Source organism: Aquimarina sp. AU58 (assembly GCF_900312745.1).
Classification (GTDB): domain Bacteria; phylum Bacteroidota; class Bacteroidia; order Flavobacteriales; family Flavobacteriaceae; genus Aquimarina; species Aquimarina spinulae.
This window is the reverse complement of sequence record NZ_OMPD01000006.1, coordinates 26,580-47,794: the sequence shown is the minus strand read 5'-3', so window position 1 is coordinate 47,794 and position 21,215 is coordinate 26,580. Positions and strand designations below refer to the sequence as shown.

Here is a 21,215-nt window from a genome sequence, read left to right as displayed (position 1 = left end):
AAATACTAGCTTGTAAACTAATGAGTAAAGTTAGTGAGTTCATTTATTTTCTCCTATAATCTATTTGGTTATAGGAGAATTATGCTTCTAAGCTCTTCTTTACAAAAGAATATTCAATTCTATACATCTCAAAAACATACACCATGACAAACGAAAAAGAACTACTCTATAAAATCCTTGAAAGCTTTAATGGAATGGGGAAAATTGAAGCTTATGATCTAACCCATAAGCTAGAAACTCTTTTGTTTTATGCATCTAATCCAATTAATGCCAAGGAACTTAAACAACTGATAGTTTCTGATATGGATCATGATCATGAAATTGATCCTTTTCATTTTACTATCCTGCCAAATGGTAATTTTTGTGAGTTTGTAGGTTGTAATAATTGGATGCATGTTTATAAAGAAAACAAGAGAATATTACCCGATTGGCCTGTTTTTGAAACTTATTATTTTAAAACAAGATATGCTCCTTTAGAACTTAAAAAACTAACCAAAAAGAATCTTTTACAAGATGTAAAAGAAAAAAATGAAGATGAAAAAGTAAGAGCCTTTTTAAAGCAATATAATGTTTGTAAAAAGGATGTAGTGACCAATAGATTATTAATTTTAGAAGCATAACTTTTGGGGTAATTATAAAAGTCACTGTACATTTGTGGTCATGTATAGAAATCCCATTACATCTATAACTGTAGCCGAGGCATTGCGAAAAATGGAGCGCTATTGTGCCTACCAGGAACGTTGTCATAAAGATGTAGAGGATAAATTAAGGACGATGAAACTTATCCCAGAGGCTAAAGAAAAAATTATCCTACACCTTCTGGATCAAAATTTTCTTAATGAAGAACGTTTTGCCAAAGCCTTTGCCCGGGGGAAATTTAATATCAAAAAATGGGGTAAACAACGAATAGTACGTGAACTCAAATTTCGTAATATCTCACCCTACAATATAAAAACGGCACTTAAAGAAATACCCGAAAAAGAGTATTTCGAAACTTTTCATAAGCTTGCCGAAAAAAAATACCACAGCATTACCGAGCAGAACAAAAACAAAAAACGCAAAAAACTTGTAGACTATCTTTTATATCGGGGATGGGAGACCACTCTTGTTTATGAAAAAGTGAATGAGTTAATTCTATGATTTAAAAAGGAGCAATATATCAATTTAGAAATACTGCCCCCTTTCATAAAATTTCTATTTATTTAAAAGAGTGATTGCTCTTTCTATTCCACTATCTTTTTCATTAACAAAATCATCGTTAGAAAATAATGGAACTCTATTTTCTTCGCCTGGACCAACCCCAATCGCTTCATAAACCTTTCCGTTAGCATCACTATACACCTCATTAGACAATGCTATTGAAGCTCCGTTTGGTAAAGTGTGTACTAAAATATCTGAAAAAACTCCATTTGTATTATCACCAACTAATGTTACATAAGGTAAATCTTTCATACAAAGTGTAAAAACCTCTGCTGCACTTGCTGTTAAGGGGCTTGTTAATACTACTATATCTTCTTTAAATTGAAAATCACCTTTGGGAGTCATAGATACCGATGTACTTTTAGTAAAATCGTCTCCTAATTTTGCTTTTTTAGAAAATGCAAGTCGTTCATGATCCAAAAATCGCGAAGCTATATTCACTGAAGCCATATCATAACCCCCACCATTAAAACGAACATCGATTATTAATTTAGAAACTGCAGCACCTTTAAGATCATTCATTATTTTGTCTAATACCGAGTTTAATATTTCCATCTCATTTTTTGTGGTAGTGCTATACCCTTCCATTCCCAAAATATTAATATATGCGATATCATTACCAATCATCCCCCACACTATTTTTCCTTTTTCATCAGCCTTAAATTCATTATCTAAATACTTTGATGCTATAGTTTGTAATTTCTGGTTATATAGTGTATTATAATCTTCTCCAGATTGGATAATTAAGTTCCCACTTAAACTTGAATTTAATCTAGAAATCAGATCAGGAGAACCTGCATCGATCGCAATATTATTAGCTTCGTCATCAATACCTACATGCCCATCCTTCAAAAGAAAAACTAATTCCTGTAGAATATCATAAAAATTCTCTGAAGTTACTTGTTCTCTTAGGTTTTTGTATTGCGACCAGTTTACATTTCTTGTTTCAAAAAAAGCATAATAATCATTAAAAATATTCCAAAAATGATCAAAATTAATCTTTGGATCTTTAGTATTGGCAATCTGATCAGGGAGGCAAAACTCATTTTGATTTAATAGCCTCTTAAACTCAATACTAGATACACTAAGCTCTGGAGCTCCTACTAATTTGTCAGGGCTAATTAGATCTAGCGGTATACCCCAGGATTCTTCTGGCACAAAATTATTTTCTATAACAGTACATCCAATAGAATTTATGCCATACAACACTTTTGTTGTGTCGGTAATCTTTACGACATATCCTTTATCTTCGGCTAACCAAAAGCCATTTATAGTTTTTTCTGGCTCGGGTTGATCATCATCAGACTGACAAGCTGTAAACAAAATCACGGATAAGATTAAAAAACATCTTTTTAAATTTTTAATACCGTTGTGTAAATTCATACTAATCAAATTTTTAAAAGTTACATTTCATTGACAAATAAAAAACCTATCGGTTTCATTAAAAATGATCGCAATGAAGTACTCGCAAACATCAATTTATAAATAGACCGATACGCAATTAATTATAGCCAAAACTAGATAGGCTTTATGAAATCAATGTCCGATATTATTAAAATTTAAGAATTCGGAACCTTTTTGTTTTTAGATTTAAATTGACGAGGTGTCAATCCAGTTTCTTTTTTGAACGAAATGTAAAATGTAGTCTTGAATTTGAATCTCGCCTCTAATTCTATGGCTAATACCCTATACTTATCAAATTCTAATGAATTACATAGAATTAACCCCAGATATCTTTCAAAATCCAAATCGCATAAATCATTATAAATGATAAGCAGCTACAAAATTTTAGTATGTCTCAAAATATGAGACTCTTGCGGCTTAAGTTTGAACCAGAAAATGATAAAAAGCTAAAGAATTTATGAAAGAAGCTTTTGGGCAAACTAATCACTAGAATACTAATTAGAATCATAAATCTGTAAATTATTTAACTATGAAAAATTTAAACGAATTGAAAGTAAGCGAATTAAGCTTTGAAGAAACTACTCAAATAGAAGGAGGAGGTCCTATTGGAGATTTAATCGATGATATTGTAGAAGTTGTAGAAACTGCTATTGAAGTGATTAAGAATTTAAAAAAATTCACCCCAACCTTGTAAACATGCTAAGAGATTCTTAATCAGATCCTTCTCTGTTATTAAACATCCTTAGAAAACAAAACCTTGGCATTGAGTAAAAACTCAGTAGTCGAGGTTTTGTTTTTTATATAATCCTAAGGATATTATACCTCTTCTTTAGTGTATCCGTTTCTTTTATTCGTTCGCAGAACTGCCTTATTATTTTTATAATCGATCCACTTCTCTCCTCTGGTTTTTCGCATAAAATTATCCAGATATCGCATAAAAAACACATTATAACAAGCTTTAGAAAACTGAACAACTCCCTGGGGCGCAGAACGGATACTCATAGAAAATCCCGGAGTTAAATATGTCATCTGATGCCAATATCCCTCTGGCATATACAATGTTTCACCATGTTTTAAATTTGTAATATATCCTCTGGCATGTTGTAATGCGGGCCATTTTTTAAAATCTGGATTTGCATAATCTATTCCTTGATGAGATAGTAATGAATGTGGTAATTTGTATAAATATTTTGTTTCTGAAGGTGGAAATAATATACATTGTTTTTCTCCGTGAAAGTGAAAATGAAGAATATTAGCTAAATCTATATCATAATGCATAAAAACTTTAGAGCCACTACCTCCAAAAAACAAAAATGGTAGTTTTTTCATAAATTTTAATCCTATCTCCTCTGGATATCTAAAATCCTGTTGAAGCCGAGGTACTTCTTTCAGCAAATTATATAAAAAAATACGATAATTGGTAGGCTCTTGTTCAAGTAGAGTAAGGTATGCTTCCATTCTCATACTAGTGTGAGCTTCATTAAATTTACGCTCAGACGAAATAGGTCGATCATCATACAAAGGAACGGTCTTATCACCTGCTATATCATTAATATAAGAAAGATTCCATTTGGTATACGCAGGCCAATCTACAATTAACCGTTCGATTACAACTGGCTTTTGTAGTGTTACATATTTCTTAAGAAATTCCTCTTTGGTAATTGATTTTACCCTTGGTATTTGTTCTAAATTTAATTTCACTTACTAAAAATAAGCCCTAAAAATTAAGGCGACATCTGCCAAAAGTAGGTGATGGCAATATTACACTGATCTACATAAGCGTAGTCTAATGATAAAAAGATGCAGTTAAAAATATGTAAACGCTTATTAACCCTCAATAAGGGTTTTATCACATTTCTATTTATCTGCTATCACTCCTTTAGCTTTTTCTTTTGCTGCTTGGTTTCTTTCGATAGTATGATCTGGTCTGGACCATTTAGGCTTTTCTCCCAGGGGTTCGAATATAGAGTCCTCTGCTTCGATTGTTTCTGGTTGAGCCTTTTTAACAAATGGTTTTTGCGGATTAAGTCCTAATGTTTTAAACATCTCCATATCCTTATTCACATCTGGATTAGGCGTCGTTAGTAACTTATCTCCTGCAAATATAGAATTTGCCCCGGCAAAGAAGCACATGGCTTGTCCTTCTCTACTCATTTCGGTCCTTCCTGCAGATAATCGTACTTGTGTTTTTGGCATTACGATTCTGGTAGTAGCAACCATTCTAATCATATCCCATATTGCTACAGGTTTTTCTTCTTCCATTGGGGTTCCTTCTACAGCAACCAATGCATTTATAGGTACTGATTCGGGTTGTGGGCTTAATTTTGATAATGCTGCCAACATTCCTGCTCTATCACTTATTTCTTCTCCCATACCAATAATACCACCACTACAAACTGTCACATTCGTTTTACGAACATTATCAATTGTTTTTAACCGATCTTCATATCCTCTTGTAGAGATTACTTCTTTATAGTATTCTTCTGAAGTATCTAAATTATGGTTATAGGCATATAATCCTGCCTCTGCTAATCGCTGAGCCTGATTTTCGGTAATCATACCTAATGTACAGCATACCTCCATATCAAGTTTATTGATCGTACGAACCATTTCGAGCACATTTTCAAATTCTGGTCCATCTTTAACATTACGCCAGGCAGCTCCCATACACACTCTAGAACTTCCCGAAGATTTTGCACGAAGTGCTTGTGCCTTTACTTGTTGTACGCTCATCAGGTCATTACCTTCTATATCGGTATGATATCTGGCTGCCTGTGGGCAATACCCACAATCTTCAGGACATCCTCCTGTTTTAATAGATAACAGGGTAGATACCTGTACGACATTGGGATCATGATATTCGCGATGAATAGTTGCTGCTTTATACAGTAAATCCATCATAGGTAAATTGTAAATATCAAGAATCTCTTGCTTGGTCCAATCGTGTCTAATAACGCTCATAAATCATCTAAATCTAAAAGTCAAATGTAAGAAAATCTGGTGTATTTGTATCAATTAATATGATAAACTCATATCACAAAAATTAATGTTTTATCTCTAAAAAACTCTCAAACAGTTCAAAAAACTTTTCAGGTTCTTCTAGATACGGGTTATGGCCACTTTTTTCAAACATTACAAACTTTGCCTTAGGCATATAGGTTTTATACTGTATTGCAAATTCTGGTGTTGATACACCATCATAACGGCCAGCAATGATTAAAGTCGGTGATTGTATTTTCTTTAACTCTCTTCTGAAATCTATATCTCCCATATCACCTGTAACATGAAAATCAGCATCTCTTCCAACAATGGTATAATACACAGCAGAGTTCCATGAACGTTTTACATCTTTAGGTACAGGTTGCTTTAATTCTGTATTATGATAGTATATATATTTTGTTGGAAAATCCCCATATACTTTTGAAAATTCAGGATCACTCGATACAAACCCTTCTGATCGTAATGAATCAACTACTGTCCATTTTTCTGGAAAGTGTGTTTTGGCATAATGATTATAACTATCGCAATTTGCCTGCCACATTAACCCACTATGAAACCCATTAATCAATATCATCTTCTCTGTATATTGAGGATATTTTAGGGCATAAGCTTGAGCAACTACAGTACCATAAGAATGCCCTACTACTGTCCATTTAGACAACTGCAACGCTTTTCTAATACCTTCTAATGTTTCTACATCTCCCTGTATTGAATATTCCTTAATATCTTTGGCATCATCAGACAATCCTCTCCCCAGACCATCAAAAAAAACTACTTGTCGATTTTTATAATATTTTCCAAAATTACCTTGCATATAATCATGAGAATTTCCGGGGCCTCCAGCAATAAATACTATTGGATTTCCTTTGCCTTTGGTTTCTACATTAATCTTGTATCCATTAATATTGATTAACTGAGACTCAAACTCACTATGAATAGTTTCTTGTGCCTGAACTGAAAAAAGTAAGATAAGACTCACTAAAAAAAGAGTGATTTGTGTTTTCATGTATTCTAAATCTTTTTAATGACTTGAGGACGTATACAACTACGCTTCAATATCAAAAATTTTATATTTCAAATATCGCAAAATTAAAGACGCTCGAGCAAAATACTAACGGCATTACCTCCAAAACCAACAGCATTTACTATTATTTTATTTAACTGCTTGGGAAACTTATCATATGCTACATAAGGTACTGGTATAAATTCCTGATGTTTTAACATCAGTACTGCAAGCTCCAGGCTTAAGATCCCGCTAGCACCAAAGGTATGTCCAATTTTCCATTTATTTGTTGTTAAAGCGGGCAGTGCATCTTTAAAAACAGTTCTAATCGCATTATATTCTGCCAGATCTCCTTTTACCGTACCAGGCGCATGTAATACGATCGCATCCACCTCATTTACAGAAGTTTCTCCTAAAGCCATTTTTATAGATTTTTGAAAACAATCTGCTTCTGTAGATATCGATATATTATGTTTTAATGGTTCTGTAGCATAGCCAATACCTCCTATTAAAGCCAAAGCATTTTCTTTTACTCCTTTTTCTATACATGCAATAGCGGCACCTTCACCAAGAAACATAGAATTTCTTTTTTTATTCCAGTTCATTGCCTGACATGGATATGCTGCCTTATCATTAGATGCGTATATCTTAAGGGCTTTCATTTGTGCAATCGTAAATGGCGTTAATGGGGCTTCGCTTCCGCCTACCAAAAATTGGTCTGCCAAGCCCGATTGTAACCAGGCAACACCATTAAGCATAGCATGTAGCGCCGTCGAACAGGTAATCGAGTGACTTATTTCTGGTCCGTTGGTTTGTAAATCATGCGCAATCCATGATGAGATATTTCCGAGTGTAGTTGTGGGTGAACTTAATGTAGACGATTTACCACTTTTTAGAAATTCCTGGTGGTATTTTTCAAAAAGCCCTGTTGCCCCACGAGAAGAACCGATATTAATCCCAAAATTGCGATCTTCATTCCATCCAGCATTTTTAACTGCTTGTCTGGCTGCAAAAACACCAAAAAGAACCGAGTCATCCAATGCCTCATAATGAGAACTCTCTGCTCTTAGTTCTTTTATTTTTTGCTTTACGTTTTGAGATAGTAATGCAATTGGGGCTTGTTCTCCTTCAAAATCTTTAAAAGAGATATGATGTGATGGATCTTTATATGCTTTCCATATATCGCCAGAAGAAACTCCCAATGGAGATATAGAAGAAATTCCTGTTATTGATATTTTTTGTTGCAATTTTCAATTTTTGGCAAATGTACAGGTTTGTTCTATCTTGTTCAATAGTTATATCATTTATCATAAGATTTTAGTAACAAAAAACACATTTTAGATACTTATCTTTATAGGATATAATGATAAAAATTATGGAGGATCATATACAACAAAAAAGCTGGTTTGCCAGAAATTGGGGCTGGGCAGTTCCTGTGGGAGGCTGTCTTACTCTAATTGTTTTATTTTTTATTTTTTTAGGTTCTTTGATATTTGGTGTAAGTGAATTAATCACTGAATCTGCTCCTTATCAGGATGCTCTTTTTAAAGTAAATGAAGATGAATATGTAGTAAATATCCTGGGAGAACCTATAGAGACTAATGGTATAATGAATGGTAGCCTTTCTTATAAAAATAACACAGGATCTGCAGATATATCAATTCCTATAAAAGGGCCAAAAGGTGAAGCACAATTATATGTTGTAGGTACTAAACAAAATGACCAATGGACGTACAAAGAAATGTATGTAATCATTGATGAAACCGATGAACAAATTGATTTATTAGGCTATAAACAAAATGAATATGACAACGAAAACCCATAGTAATTTAGTAGTATTCGGAGTACCAGCACTCCTTATTTTGTTAGTGGTTTTGATCACCAAATCACAAATCTTCGCTTCAAATACCGGTGCATTATCAATTGGGATCACTCTTGATCTACTTTTTACGATACCTATTGTTTATTTTGTATTAATCAAAAAGAAAAATATTCCTAAAACTACTATCGTTCCTTTTTTTATTCTAGGAATGGTTATCGCTTCTTATATTATTCCGCAAGAACATCAGTCTACACTAAATTGGGCAAAAAACTGGATTTTTCCTTTTGTAGAGCTGGGTGTAGGTATTTTTGTTTTTTATAAAGTTCGCCAAACCATAAAACGATATAAAGTAAATGCAAAACAGGAGTTAGATTTTTTCTCTGCATTAAAGGAAACCTGTGGTGAAATTGCACCTGGTAAAATTGCAATATTTCTTACTATGGAGCTTGCGGTATTCTATTATGGATTCGTATCCTGGAAAAAGAGAATTCTGGCAGAAAATGAATTTACCTATCATAAAAATAGCGGAACCATTTCTTTATTAGCCGCACTTATCGTAATCATTGGTGTTGAAACCTATGTGTTACATATTCTTTTATTAAAATGGAGTGTAATTGCAGCCTGGATTGCAAGTATATTAAGTGTATACTCTAGTATTCAAATCTTTGGTTTTTTAAAATCTATTATTAAAAGACCTATTACCATAGAAGGTAATATCCTACATCTACGCTATGGTATCCTAAGTGAAACTACAATAGACATTAATAACATTGCATCTATCGAAATTACAAACAAAGAAATCGAATTTGATACTAAGACTATAAAATTATCTCCGCTGGGTGAGTTAGAAAGTCATAATATGCTAATCACTTTGAAAAAAGAAAATATGTTTTCTGGACTTTATGGAATGAAAAAGACATATACAACGATAGCATTATTCATTGACGATAAAGAGAGGTTAAAAAAAATGTTAGAAAACACTATTTTATACTTAAATAGCAAATAAATGGTGTCTGGTTTTACCTATTCTCTATCTCAATCATTTTATTAATTTTAAAGATTCTAAAACAGTAGTATATACAGACATATATTGCTTGTTATTTACATCAGATCCTTGTAAACTTAAGGAATATTTATAATTACCAATTACAGTAAATATTGTGTGACATGTGCCGTAGTCAGTTGGGTAGGTAATCCAGCATGCTCTATTCCTCAATAGTTCGGTTTCTTTTTTAATAGTTATTTTAAAAAGAGGTAACCCTGTAATTTCGTGAAATTCGATCCATAAATTAACAAAATCTTTCATTTCTTGTTCTAATGTCTTTGTTTTGCCTCCTAAGTTTTCAATTTCAAATGCGATAACAACAAACTCTTTTGAGAATTCATCTCTATTATTTTTTTCATATTCTGGACTATACAGGTATATAAAATTGATAGATTTATTCGAACCTTCATATATAGAATTTGTTTCAAGTAACCAATTTTCAGGATATTTAAACTCTATATTAAAATTCGGGACTTCATATTTATTATAACTTTGAGCAATTGTATTATGTGCGATCACAATAAACACTCCCAATACATACAATCTGATATAATTCATTTATTTTTTTGTATTAAAATTTCCCTTCCCTTTAATTGTTTGTCCCGAGTTTCGGCAAGGGCAATTTCATTAGAATTTAAAATTTTATTTAACGTAGTTTCAAAACTAAAAATAACATTTATGTTTTTACACCCTGAAAAAAGGGTTATTATACCAAGTATGGATAACAGGAAGGATATACAACTATAAAAACTAAAGGAATTCTTTTAATTTTTATAATTAGGTTTAACAATTCAATATCTAAACACTCTCTAATAACTCGACAATAGTATCATACACTTTCTGTAACTGTTCCTGGGTAATTACATACGGGGGGAGAACATAAACTGTGCTTCCCAATGGTCTTAATGCTACACCGTTTTTCATAAAATGGTCAAATATTTCATAGCGCTTTTTACCATAACGATCCATTTCGATATCTAGATCCAGAGCGTAAATCACTCCTGTTTGCCTGGTTTTTTTAATTTTTGGGTGGTTTTTGATTTTAGCATCAAAATCCTTATGAGACATTGTTATTCTGTTTATATTATTTTGGATTTCTTCGCTTTCTAACAGCTCTATCGCCGCAAGGGCTACTGAGCAAGCGATAGGATTGGCAGAATAGGTATGCGCATGAAAAAAGGCTTTACCAATAGAATCATCAAGAAAGGCATCGTAGATTTCCTGAGTACAGCTTGTTATTGCCATAGGTACGAATCCTGCTGTTAAAGATTTAGACATCGAAATAATATCTGGTTTGGTTTCTATATGATCAGAAGCAAATGTTTTTCCGGTTTTTCCGAAACCTGTCATTACCTCATCTGCAATGGTAATAATAGTATTGTCTTTACAGATAGTAAGAATTTGATCCAGATATCTCGCTTCGTACATATGCATTGTATTGGCACCCTGTACCAGTGGCTCATATATAAAAGCAGCTACTTCATGAGTTGCAATACATTCTTGTAATTCTTTTATAACGCTATCAATATTTTCAAAATTTGGAGTAGGAATACGTTTAACATTTATAAAAAAATCTTCAAAAGGACCATTATAAACCGATAATCCCGAGGCAGACATCGCTCCAAAAGTATCCCCATGAAAACCATCTTCAAAAGCGATAATTGTGTTTCTTTTTTCACCTCTATTAAAATGGTATTGTAGTGCCATTTTAATTCCTACTTCATTGGCAGTAGAACCATTATCTGAAAAGAATATCTTTTCCTGATTATCTGGTAATATTTTGATTAATTCTTCAGATAATTTTATAGCGGGCTCATGTGTAAAACCTGCAAATACAATCTGATCCAGCTGCTGCATCTGATGTTGTACTTTCTTCAAAATATAATCATTGCAATGACCATACATCGCAGTATACCAAGATGCAATCCCATCAATATATATATTCTCATCTTCATCATAAAGCAAAGCTCCTTTTGCTTTTATAATTGGTAATGCTTCGGGATGTATTTTATGCTGGGTGAGCGGATGCCAAAGATGTTTTTTATCTCTTTCTTTTAAAGTCATATAGGTGTCGCTTCCGCGGAAGCGAATATTTTTTAGTGAATATTAAAGTGATTTTAATTGATCTCTAAACAGTTCTGCATATTCTGAAACTACCATTTTATCAAAATAAGGTTCATTGTCAATTCTTCCTATAACTGGGGCTCCTGTCATTTTTTTTATGATACTTTCGGTAGTTTTATGTGCTGCCCCATTAAAAATAATAGACACCTTAAATCCTTTTTCTTTTAAAATCTGAATGGTCATTAAGGTATGATTAATACTTCCTAAATAATGCCTGGAAACTACGATAACGTGGTAATCAGAATGTATTAGATCCAGGATGGTATTGTTATTATTTAATGGCACCAATAATCCTCCGGCACCTTCAATAACCAAATCATTATTGGTTTTGGGGAGTGTTATTTTATCGATTTCAATAGAAACCTGATCAATTTCTGCTGCAGCATGCGGGCTCATCGGGGTTTTTAAGGCATAGCTATTGCTGTGAAACTTAGATTTCGAATTAGACACCAATTCTTGTACTTTATCGGTATCCGAATATTCTAAATCTCCTGCCTGTATTGGTTTAAAGTAATCAGCCTGCAATGCCTCAACCACAATTGCCGAAGCTATAGTTTTACCTACTTCTGTACCTATCCCTGTAACGAATATCTTTTTATTCATTTTAAGTAAAATTTGTGATTACAGTCCTCACATCTATATTTTGTTTTTTGATTAATTGGTAATAGAAACAATAAAAAAAGAACTAGACTTTTAATGCTATCGATTGTTGAATCCAGAACTACTTTTTCTCCATTACATTTTGGGCAACAAATAGATTCTCCCTGATCATCTATAGCATATTCTTGTATACTTTCTATAATCTGCAGTGCTTTCTGTTCGTCTTCTGCTTTTACTCTCAATTTAACGCCCCCGATGGCGTTACTAACCAAAGGATCTGTATCAATAGTATGCATATCCATAGTAAAAACCTGGATTCCTTCTGATTCTATTCTTCCTTTGATGATCAATGCTTCTGCCGAATATTGAAAAACAGCAACAGTTTTAAATGTTTCGCTCATATGCTTACAAAAGTAGCAAGTAGTTCTAAGACTTCCGAGATTTCTTCTTTAGAATTATAAGAATGTAAACAAAAACGCAATCGTTCTTTACCTTGTGGCACGGTAGGTGACAAAATTGGCTTGACATCAAATCCTTTTTTCTGGATTTCGTTTGCTACTTTTTTTACGTTTTCATTACCCGAAATAATACAGCAATGTATTGCAGAATTACTTTTAATAAATCTTGATGTTAGATGTTTGGATTCAAGCTCTTGGGTAAAAAAAGTAATATTTTCAATAAGTTTTTCAATTTCAGGTGTACGTTGAAGTTCTTCATACGCCATTTGGATTGTTGCAATAGAGTGTGGTGGTAATCCAGTTGTGTATATAAAACTCCTACAAAAGTTGACTAAGTATGTTTTTAGATCCTTTGATCCTAAAACAACCGCTCCATGGCAACCCAAAGCCTTACCAAAGGTATTGATTCTTGCAAAAACCTGATTTTCTACTTCTAATTTCTGAAGTAGCCCCACACCATAATCACCAAATACACCAGTCGCATGCGCTTCATCTACAATAAGGTGATAATTATATTTCTGGCAAAATGCTATTAAAGATTTTAAGTCTGGACAATCTCCATCCATTGAAAAAACCGACTCTGTAACGATATATATTTCTTGATCACTTCTCTCTTTTTGATTTCGCTCAATCTGAAACTTTAGATCTTCTATATCGTTGTGTTTAAACTTATATGATTTTGCATTACTCATCTGCATCCCATCTCTAATGGAGGCGTGTATTAGTTCATCATAAAAAATAATATCTCCTCGTTGAGGTACAGAAGAAAAAAAACCAACATTGGCATCATATCCAGAATTAAAAATCAAAGCTTCTTCAGAGTTATGAAAATCTGCAAGCATTTTTTCTGCTTCTACATATAATTTATGATTTCCAGAAAGCAAACGAGAACCTGTCGCTCCGTTTTTTTGTATTGTTTTTTTAATCAATAATTGATGTGCTCCGTCAAAAATTGTCTTAGATGATGTAAATCCCAGGTAATCATTAGACGAGAAATCGATGAGAATCTTTTGTTCAGAGAGTTTACGAAGAGCATTACTCTTTTCTCTATTCTTAAATTTTTTATGAAGCTTTTCTGGAAATAACATAATAATTTCAAAAATAAAACAAATACTTCTTACAAGCAGTCAGGTTTTTAATGAATACTAATTTGACTATAAAACTACTGTTTTATTCATTCTGTTTTGGCTTAATATAATATCTCATGAAACTTCTATAGTATTTGAATACATATCAGCTACAGTTGGGGTGAATCTTGAAGAAGATAAGTTTCCTCAATTGATAGTTTTCGTAGGTTGTTGGCTTATTTCTAATCTGAAAAATAAAAATGATTATATGTTTGTAAGACGTATAGTATCAACAGGTTTTGATTTTATTGATTTTGAATTGGCTGGTAGAGAAATTTTGACTAATGAATATCCTGATCATAAAGATATAATGAAGTGATTTAAACTTTTTAATAACGAATTGAAAAAAGTTTAAATCACTTCATTAAGAAAATTCACTAGAAACTAAAAACACCTAATTATTATTTAAGCATTTGTTCTATGTTTAATTACGTGCTCTTTTAGGGTAAGGAGGTCGTACTTGTTTTTTAGGAGGATTGTTTTGTAACTCCTTTAATACTATTTCAATTGCTTTTTCTAGTTGAGGGTCATTTCCTTTAATAACTTCTGAAGGTAATTGCTCAACTTCAATATCTGGAGCAACTCCCACATTTTCTACTATAAATCCATCTTCTGTCCAGATGGCAACATTAGGAGCAGTTACACTAGCGCCATCAATAAATTCTGGAAATCCTAATATCCCAACTAAACCTCCCCAGGTTCGCTTACCGACAAGTTGGCCTACCTTAAATTTTCTGAACATCCATGGCAACATATCACCTCCAGATCCTGCAGTTTCATCAATAAGCATGACTTTAGGGCCCTGAATAGAAGCGCTTGGAGTTTTCAGATCTTTACCATATCTAAAATTCCAATGAGATTGATATGGGTTTAATAATAAATTAATATAATAGTCAGCTATCTGACCTCCACCATTGAATCGTTCGTCGATAATGATAGCTTTTTTATTGGCTTGAGGAAAAAAGTATCTTTTAAAATATTCATGTCCGGCTGTTGCTGTATTTGGCACATATACATAGGCAACCTGTCCATTAGTGGCTTCGTGAACTTTTTTTAGATTACTCTCAACCCAATCCCGATTTCTTAATCTGTATTCGCTTGTTATTGGGGTTGTTTTAATCACTCTAGAGTCTTTATTGTCTGAGTTTGGTCCTACAGTTAGCTCAATTATTTTGTCTGCTGTGTTTTCAAAAAAGCTAAATAAATTATCATTACTATTTATATTCTTTCCGTTTACAGCTAGTAAATAATCTCCTTCTTTAACTTGAACACCAGGTTCTGTTAGAGGAGATCTAAGTTCTGGATTCCAGTTGAGGCCGCCATATATTTTTTTAAATCGATATTTGTTATTGACAATTTCATAATCTGCTCCCAGAAGTCCCCCAGGTATTTGTTTAGGGATATTCAATCGATCTCCTCTTCCTTGTAAACGATGGTGTCCTACAGATAATTCACTACACATCCATTGGATTACTCGATTTAAATCATTTCTAGAAGACAAATGTGGTAAAAACTGTGAGTATTTCTCTTTCATGCCTTTCCAGTCTGATCCGTGCATGCCTGGATCATAGAAATAATCTCTATTGATTCGCCATGCTTCCTCAAAAATGTTCTCCCATTCCTTAGTAGGGTTTATTTTTACCTGAATATCATTGATGTTTAAAACACCTTTGCCATTTTTTGGTTTTTTGCCAGTTTCGGCAACCCCCCATTTATTACCTTTATTGTAAAGCATTTTTTTACCATCAGAAGAAATTACGTAATTATCTAATTCCATAACTTCTTCATCTTTTCTTTCTTTTAGGTCATATTGATGTAGTTTTGAGGGCTCTTCAGAATCATTATTATTAAATGATATGTATAATATTTTATCATCTTCTCCTGAATTTAAACCATAATAATTTCCACCTTTTATAGGAAGATCAATAATTCTATTTTGAATTCCATCAATATCTATCTGTAAAGGTTCTTTAGGATTGCTCTTTTCTTTTTCTGCGTCTTTTTTATCTTTAGTAGATTCTTCTTTCTCATCTTTTTTTGGTTCTTCTTCATCACTTTCTTTTGCAAATGGCGAGATGATATCTTTTTTCAGCGTTGCTAAATAAATTGAATTCGTCAGAGACATATCTTGGTTTGATTGATCAAACCAGTTAACTACAGGGCCGGCATCTGTTGAAGCGAAAAAATATAAGTATTTTCCACTGGGATCAAAAACAGGGTTACTGGCATTACTTAATCCATCGGATACTGGATAAGATTTAGAATCTTTAATGGAATAAAGGAATACTTGTTCAAAATTACTGTCAATTATTTTAGAGTATACAATCCAATTAGAGTCTGAAGACCAATCTCCAAATAGATTTCTGAATGCACCGGGAAAATAGTATTCGTCATTAGCTATTTTAGTAATTTTTTTTGATACGATATCTAAAATGTATAGGTTTCGGCCATTATCTGAAAAACTAATTTTTTTACTATCAGGAGACCAAGTAGTATGCGCATAAAACCCTGTTCCTGATAATTTATATTTCTTAGGTTCTCCTTTTCCATCTTGAGGTTTGATATATAACTCATATTCACCAGAAGCATCAGAGAAATATGCGATTTGTTTACCATCAGGTGACCAAGCTGGATATTTTTCATGATCACCGGGACTTAATGTAATATTTCTAGAGTTTCCTTTATTTTCAGGTACAGTAATGATTTCACCTCTATAATCAAATACAACTCTTTTTCCTGAAGGTGATATATCTGCAGAACGAATATATCTATTTCCTTTAATGTAGCGTTCACGTAGCTCTAATAAATCTGTAGCAATACCGATCTTTAGCTTGGTTGATTTTTGTTGTACAATATTATATAAATGAAGATACCCCGCTTGTTCAAAAATAATTTTATCAGAACCAAGTTTAGCATTTGTTATTGGGAAATCATTGAATTGTGTAAGTTGATTTATTGCTTTAGATGAGGTATTATAGGAAAATAGATTAAACTCTCCATTTCTATCGCTTAAGAAAAATACTTTATCTCCTTTCCACATAGGTTGCACATCATTGCTACCTCCTTTTGGTTGTGGAATCTTAACAATAGATTTATCGTTGAAAGAGAACAACCAAATATTAGCAGTTGTTCCTCCACGGTAATTTTTCCATTGATGAAAACGCCCACGAATTGGGGTATAAGCCATATTTTTACCGTCTGGAGAATATGTTGCATGCCAAGCATTAGGAATCTCTAATTCTTTAGCAAAACCACCATCAATAGAAACTTGATATAATTTTGAATACCTATTGGTATGAACTGCTCTTTGTGAATTGAATAAAACTGATTTTCCATCAGGAGAAAAACCAAGTGTAAAATCTCGAACAGGGTGCCAAGTAAGCCTTTTCGGTATCCCTCCATTTGTTGAAATGATAAAAACATCTATGTTACCATCATATTCAGCGCTGAATGCTATAGATTGCCCATCAGGAGAAAAGACAGGATTGGATTCAATACCTTTATCTATGGTAAGTCTTTTTGGTTGTGACCCATCTAAATTGGCAACCCACAAATCATCTGCATATATAAATGCAATATGATTTTTTCCTATGGCAGGCTGCATCATCATTCTTGTATCTATTGGATCGATAGAGAACAATTGAAATGGAATAAAAAATAAAATAAATAGAATAAAAGTAAGTGCAGAATTTAGTTTTTTCATGATTTATATGATAAATAATTTTGAATATAAAAACCCCTGTGAAAATACAGTTTTTGTGGAAAAAGTTTGTTAATCAAATTCTAAATTCCTAAAAACATTCTTTGTTATAAAGATTGTAAAATCGATACTTTTAAGGAGTGTTATTGCTTACTAAATGAAGAGAATTGTTTTCAATACGATTATCTAGTTTTTGCTTTAGCTTTCTGGAAATCATGTTTCAAAGATACCACGAGGTTTTAGAAAGCTAAAACCAAAAATTAAAAAATAAGTTTTTTAATAAAAATTATCGTTTATCAATAATTTTCATATATTTGTTATCGATAAACGATAATAAAAATGAAAACAAAACAAGTTTTAAGTGCAATGAAAATAATATCCTGGGTTATATTCATTGGTTTATGTATTAAATTGGGAGCAATACTTATTTCGAGTACACTAAGTCTTTTTGTAAATGAAGAAGCTGCAGAAAATTTATATCTAGGTTTAGATTTATCCAATCTTTATAACTTTTCTATTCAGTATTATATCATGCTTCTATCACTAATTGTTTCCATACTAGCCTTTAAGGCCTATATGTTTTATTTGGTAATTAAAATTTTTTCAAAGATTGATTTTGATAAACCATTTACTCCTGCAGTAGCGCATCTAATTTCTAGTATTAGTTACGTTTCATTATGGATAGGTTTATTAGCATATTTTGCAACCAGATATAGCAAAAGGTTATTAAAAAAAGGGGTTATTTTTGAACACGATTTCGGAAGCTCAGAATTCCTTTTTATGGCCGGAATTATATTCATCATTGCATTGATTTTTAAACGAGGTATTGAAATTCAATCTGAAAACGAATTAACAATATAATTATGAAAATGTTCGGAAAAAAATCATTATCGACTCTATTATTTTATTTGACCAGAGTGACTACTATTGGGTACGGGATTTTTCTATTATTTATTGTATTTGCCATGATAAGTAATTCTTTTCTGAATATCTCTGATCATAATTTTCAGATTAAAATTCCTTTTACCGATTCGGTAATAAAAGGAGCATATGAAATCAATACACTTTTGTCGATTATTATGTTCTTCCTATTTTACGCATCATTTTTCTATGTCTTATCACTTGTTTTTAAAACTTTTAAAGCAGAAATTCTATTTTCAAAAAATGCGATAAAGCATTTAACTTATTTTACAATTATAAATTTATTCTTTCCCGTACTATATGTTAGTATTCAGTTACTTATTTTTCAAGGAGGTAATTTTAATGACTTTTATGCAGTCTTTTTACATATCATATTAGGTATTTTTGCTTTTTTTATTGCAACTATATTTAAACAAGGAGTTCAATTACAGGAAGAAAACGAACTAACAATATAACTATGCCAATACTTGTAAATCTTGATATGATGCTTGTTAAACGAAAAATGAAGAGTAAAGAATTGGCAGAAAAAATTGGCATTACCACTGCTAATCTCTCGATACTTAAATCCGGAAAAGCAAAAGCAATACGTTTTTCGACACTAGAAGCCATTTGTAGAGTTTTGGATTGTCAGCCATCTGATATTTTAGAATACACAGAAGAATAAATTTATATCCAGAATTAAGTAACCTCAATTTTATAAACCGCTTATTATCGACAATGATCGCATATCATTGCCTAAGTAAACTATTGTCTAACCTTAACTCGAAACAGTAATGAAAAAGATCAAAAAATGGAAATTATTCCTACTTTATCCACTACTAGGAATACTTACTTTAATTCTCATGATTATAGTTTATAAACTAAACCAGAGTACTGTTATATTAACCGAGAATGGTATTTACAAAACACTTCAGGTTCCTGTAAAATCTAAATTCATCGAGTTTAATGCTAATTTGGCTGGCGCTGCAGATCATCCAACATTTGATGATGATTTTATTGAAGGTCCAATTGTTACCTATCAAAAAAACAATACTATATCTGTAGATTGGTATCAAAATGATAAAGCACACCACAAAACGTATGATTCTACTATTAAAAACTTCACTATTGACACCAAAAATCAAATTCTAAATTTCTCTCTACCACAAATTAAAGTACCCGTTACAGAAATTACCACCACTCCTGATAAGATTGCCTTTATTAGTGACATTCATGGAGATTATGAATATATGAATACTCTTTTAAAAAACCTTAAGATTATTGATTCTCTTGGTAATTGGTGTTTTGGAGAAAACCATTTGGTTATTGCCGGCGATATGGTTGATCGTGGAACTAAAGTAAGTACAGTACTCTGGAAAACAGTTCAGCTTTCGGAACAGGCAGAATTAGCCGGAGGAATGGTTCATTATCTACTCGGAAATCATGAACAGTATATTCTTAGAGGTAATTTTAGTCGAGTAAACCCTGCTAATTTGTTTGCCATTCAGAAGATGATGTCTTTTAAAGATGCTTTTTCTAATAAAACATATTTAGGACAATGGTTAAGAACACGACCTATACTACTAAAAATCGGAACCACCCTAATTACTCATGGAGGAATTAGTCCCGAAACCGCAACAAAAAAATATTCTATAAAGCAAATAAATCAAGCTATTTGGGAGTATTGGGATGACAAACCCATTGATGAAAATCTTAAGGAAATTATACTAGGAAAAACAGGAGTAACTCAATATAGAGGCTATGTAAAACAAAACGATAAGATTAAAAAATCTTCAAAAAAAGAAGTAGAGGAGATCCTTAAAACTTATAATGCATCTCATATAATTGTCGGGCATACTAATGTTCCTAGTATTGAACCGCTTTATAATGGGCATATATACAACATTAATGCTATTGAAACCTCTCCGCAGGTATTATTCTTTGAAAACGGAATCCCAAAAATCATGAATACCGGAGTTATAAAAAAGGAAAAAACACAACAAGTATATTCGCGAGGTTTTTCTTTTTTCAAAGTAAATGATTTGAAGATGATAGTATTCACAATAAGAAATATTGTTAAACTTTCTAGTATACCCCATCCTTATTAAAAAGTTATCTGAAAAGAATTATAATTAATACTTATATTTGAGTTTCATCATCATTTCACACATAAATCATAAGCCAATCATAATGAAACTAGTACAGTTATTAATTGTAATACTATGTGTTCAATTCAACTTCTCTCAATCAAAAAACCAATATCACATATCTTTTGAAAATGCTGTTCATCACGAGGCTAAAATACAAGCTACATTTTCTGATCTAAAAACAGCCACTATTTCTTTGCGAATGAGTAGAACATCACCCGGGAGATATGCTCTGCATGAATTTGCCAATGATTTCTTTACTAAATATATCAATAATAGCAAAGTTCCTGATTATAAAACTCTATTTGCTAATTTTGGAATTTCAATGGTTAACAGTCCTAAAAAGGTCTACTTTGCAGGAGTGCCCGTAAAGTTCGAAAACAAAGATGTTTTTATCTCTGATTATCCCAAAAAGGGATCTCCGGCTTATACGACAGGATTAGATAAAGATGATGTTATTCTAACGATAAATGAAGATCCTATTACAGATGAAAAACAATTATCTGAGGTGCTAAAAAAATACATTCCTGGTAAAAAAGTAACGATAACCTACAAAAGATTAGGTAAGGAAGTAAAAACTGAAATGACTTTTAGTGCACATCCGGATATTGAAACCAAATTACTACAAAATGCTAGTAAGGAAGCCATAAATAAACGCGAAAACTGGTTAAAATCTAAATAATAT

22 protein-coding genes are annotated in these 21,215 nt (G+C 32.2%); 11 read left to right on the top strand and 11 right to left on the bottom strand.

All coding sequences use genetic code 11. The features are described from left to right. Positions 1-143: 143 nt before the first annotated feature. Both DK441_RS01575 and DK441_RS01570 read left to right on the top strand, forming a co-directional pair. Entirely contained in the window at positions 144-620 is a 477-nt protein-coding gene (locus tag DK441_RS01575; protein ID WP_109097183.1) for a hypothetical protein, read from the top strand. Positions 621-660: 40 nt separating this feature from the next. Then, positions 661-1,140 carry a regulatory protein RecX gene (locus DK441_RS01570; RefSeq protein WP_109097182.1) on the top strand — a complete coding sequence of 160 codons (480 nt, stop codon included), beginning with the start codon at positions 661-663 and terminating at the stop codon, positions 1,138-1,140. Positions 1,141-1,194: 54 nt separating this feature from the next. Here the strand turns inward: DK441_RS01570 and DK441_RS01565 are convergent, their stop codons facing one another. Continuing rightward, entirely contained in the window at positions 1,195-2,583 is a 1,389-nt protein-coding gene (locus DK441_RS01565) for a S41 family peptidase (protein WP_109097181.1), read from the bottom strand. 550 nt (positions 2,584-3,133) lie between these two features. Between DK441_RS01565 and DK441_RS26375 the strand changes: the two genes are divergently transcribed. Beyond that, entirely contained in the window at positions 3,134-3,298 is a 165-nt protein-coding gene (locus DK441_RS26375) for a hypothetical protein (RefSeq protein WP_160111913.1), read from the top strand. Positions 3,299-3,420: 122 nt separating this feature from the next. Here DK441_RS26375 and DK441_RS01560 read toward each other — a convergent pair whose 3' ends face one another. From DK441_RS01560 to DK441_RS01545, 4 genes are all read right to left on the bottom strand, one after another. Next, positions 3,421-4,305: a cupin-like domain-containing protein gene (locus DK441_RS01560; protein WP_109097180.1), complete on the bottom strand. Its 885-nt coding sequence runs from the start codon at positions 4,303-4,305 to the stop codon at positions 3,421-3,423. A gap of 156 nt (positions 4,306-4,461) precedes the next feature. After that, positions 4,462-5,565, bottom strand: coding sequence for a biotin synthase BioB (gene bioB, locus DK441_RS01555; RefSeq protein WP_109097179.1), 1,104 nt, complete (start codon positions 5,563-5,565; stop codon positions 4,462-4,464). 82 nt (positions 5,566-5,647) lie between these two features. Further along, the gene (locus DK441_RS01550) at positions 5,648-6,610 is read right to left on the bottom strand and encodes an alpha/beta fold hydrolase (protein WP_109097178.1); all 963 of its coding nucleotides are present in this window, start codon (positions 6,608-6,610) and stop codon (positions 5,648-5,650) included. 83 nt (positions 6,611-6,693) lie between these two features. Beyond that, on the bottom strand, positions 6,694-7,854 hold the full coding sequence (locus tag DK441_RS01545) for a beta-ketoacyl synthase N-terminal-like domain-containing protein (protein ID WP_109097177.1): 1,161 nt from the start codon (positions 7,852-7,854) through the stop codon (positions 6,694-6,696). 128 nt (positions 7,855-7,982) lie between these two features. On the opposite strand from DK441_RS01545, the gene DK441_RS01540 reads away from it, so the two are divergent. Together DK441_RS01540 and DK441_RS01535 are read left to right on the top strand one after the other, a co-directional pair. After that, positions 7,983-8,432, top strand: a complete 450-nt coding sequence (locus DK441_RS01540; protein WP_109097176.1) for a cytochrome c oxidase assembly factor Coa1 family protein — start codon at positions 7,983-7,985, stop codon at positions 8,430-8,432. Next, positions 8,413-9,435, top strand: coding sequence for a hypothetical protein (locus tag DK441_RS01535; RefSeq protein WP_235015690.1), 1,023 nt, complete (start codon positions 8,413-8,415; stop codon positions 9,433-9,435). The genes DK441_RS01540 and DK441_RS01535 overlap by 20 nt, the downstream gene beginning before the upstream one ends. 33 nt (positions 9,436-9,468) lie before the next feature. On the opposite strand, the gene DK441_RS01530 is transcribed toward DK441_RS01535, so the two are convergent. The 5 genes from DK441_RS01530 to DK441_RS01510 form a co-directional block, all read right to left on the bottom strand. Continuing rightward, on the bottom strand, positions 9,469-10,032 hold the full coding sequence (locus DK441_RS01530; RefSeq protein WP_109097174.1) for a hypothetical protein: 564 nt from the start codon (positions 10,030-10,032) through the stop codon (positions 9,469-9,471). Between the two features lie 240 nt (positions 10,033-10,272). Continuing rightward, positions 10,273-11,538 (bottom strand): adenosylmethionine--8-amino-7-oxononanoate transaminase, encoded by a 1,266-nt coding sequence (gene bioA, locus DK441_RS01525; protein WP_109097173.1) that lies wholly within the window; start codon positions 11,536-11,538, stop codon positions 10,273-10,275. Between the two features lie 42 nt (positions 11,539-11,580). Further along, complete coding sequence (gene bioD / locus DK441_RS01520; protein ID WP_109097172.1) at positions 11,581-12,201, bottom strand: dethiobiotin synthase; 621 nt, start codon at positions 12,199-12,201, stop codon at positions 11,581-11,583. Then, on the bottom strand, positions 12,198-12,599 hold the full coding sequence (locus DK441_RS01515) for a putative signal transducing protein (RefSeq protein ID WP_109097171.1): 402 nt from the start codon (positions 12,597-12,599) through the stop codon (positions 12,198-12,200). Before DK441_RS01515 ends, bioD begins: the two co-directional genes overlap by 4 nt. Further along, positions 12,596-13,744 carry a pyridoxal phosphate-dependent aminotransferase family protein gene (locus DK441_RS01510; protein ID WP_109097170.1) on the bottom strand — a complete coding sequence of 383 codons (1,149 nt, stop codon included), beginning with the start codon at positions 13,742-13,744 and terminating at the stop codon, positions 12,596-12,598. Before DK441_RS01510 ends, DK441_RS01515 begins: the two co-directional genes overlap by 4 nt. A gap of 88 nt (positions 13,745-13,832) precedes the next feature. Between DK441_RS01510 and DK441_RS27130 the strand changes: the two genes are divergently transcribed. Beyond that, a complete protein-coding gene (locus tag DK441_RS27130) occupies positions 13,833-14,102 on the top strand; it encodes a cupin domain-containing protein (RefSeq protein ID WP_109097169.1) in 270 nt (89 codons plus the stop codon). A 105-nt stretch (positions 14,103-14,207) separates the two neighbouring features. On the opposite strand, the gene DK441_RS01500 is transcribed toward DK441_RS27130, so the two are convergent. Then, positions 14,208-17,486, bottom strand: coding sequence for a S41 family peptidase (locus tag DK441_RS01500; protein ID WP_109097168.1), 3,279 nt, complete (start codon positions 17,484-17,486; stop codon positions 14,208-14,210). A gap of 336 nt (positions 17,487-17,822) precedes the next feature. Here DK441_RS01500 and DK441_RS01495 point away from each other — a divergent pair, with 336 nt between their 5' ends. The 5 genes from DK441_RS01495 (at position 17,823) to DK441_RS01475 (ending at position 21,212) form a co-directional block, all read left to right on the top strand. Then, a complete protein-coding gene (locus tag DK441_RS01495) occupies positions 17,823-18,344 on the top strand; it encodes a DUF2975 domain-containing protein (protein ID WP_109097167.1) in 522 nt (173 codons plus the stop codon). A 2-nt stretch (positions 18,345-18,346) separates the two neighbouring features. Further along, positions 18,347-18,859 (top strand): DUF2975 domain-containing protein, encoded by a 513-nt coding sequence (locus tag DK441_RS01490; RefSeq protein WP_109097166.1) that lies wholly within the window; start codon positions 18,347-18,349, stop codon positions 18,857-18,859. A 2-nt stretch (positions 18,860-18,861) separates the two neighbouring features. After that, positions 18,862-19,068, top strand: coding sequence for a helix-turn-helix transcriptional regulator (locus tag DK441_RS01485; protein ID WP_109097165.1), 207 nt, complete (start codon positions 18,862-18,864; stop codon positions 19,066-19,068). Between the two features lie 109 nt (positions 19,069-19,177). Continuing rightward, complete coding sequence (locus DK441_RS01480; RefSeq protein WP_109097164.1) at positions 19,178-20,491, top strand: metallophosphoesterase; 1,314 nt, start codon at positions 19,178-19,180, stop codon at positions 20,489-20,491. Between the two features lie 82 nt (positions 20,492-20,573). Next, positions 20,574-21,212, top strand: a complete 639-nt coding sequence (locus tag DK441_RS01475) for a PDZ domain-containing protein (protein ID WP_109097163.1) — start codon at positions 20,574-20,576, stop codon at positions 21,210-21,212. Positions 21,213-21,215 lie beyond the last annotated feature (3 nt).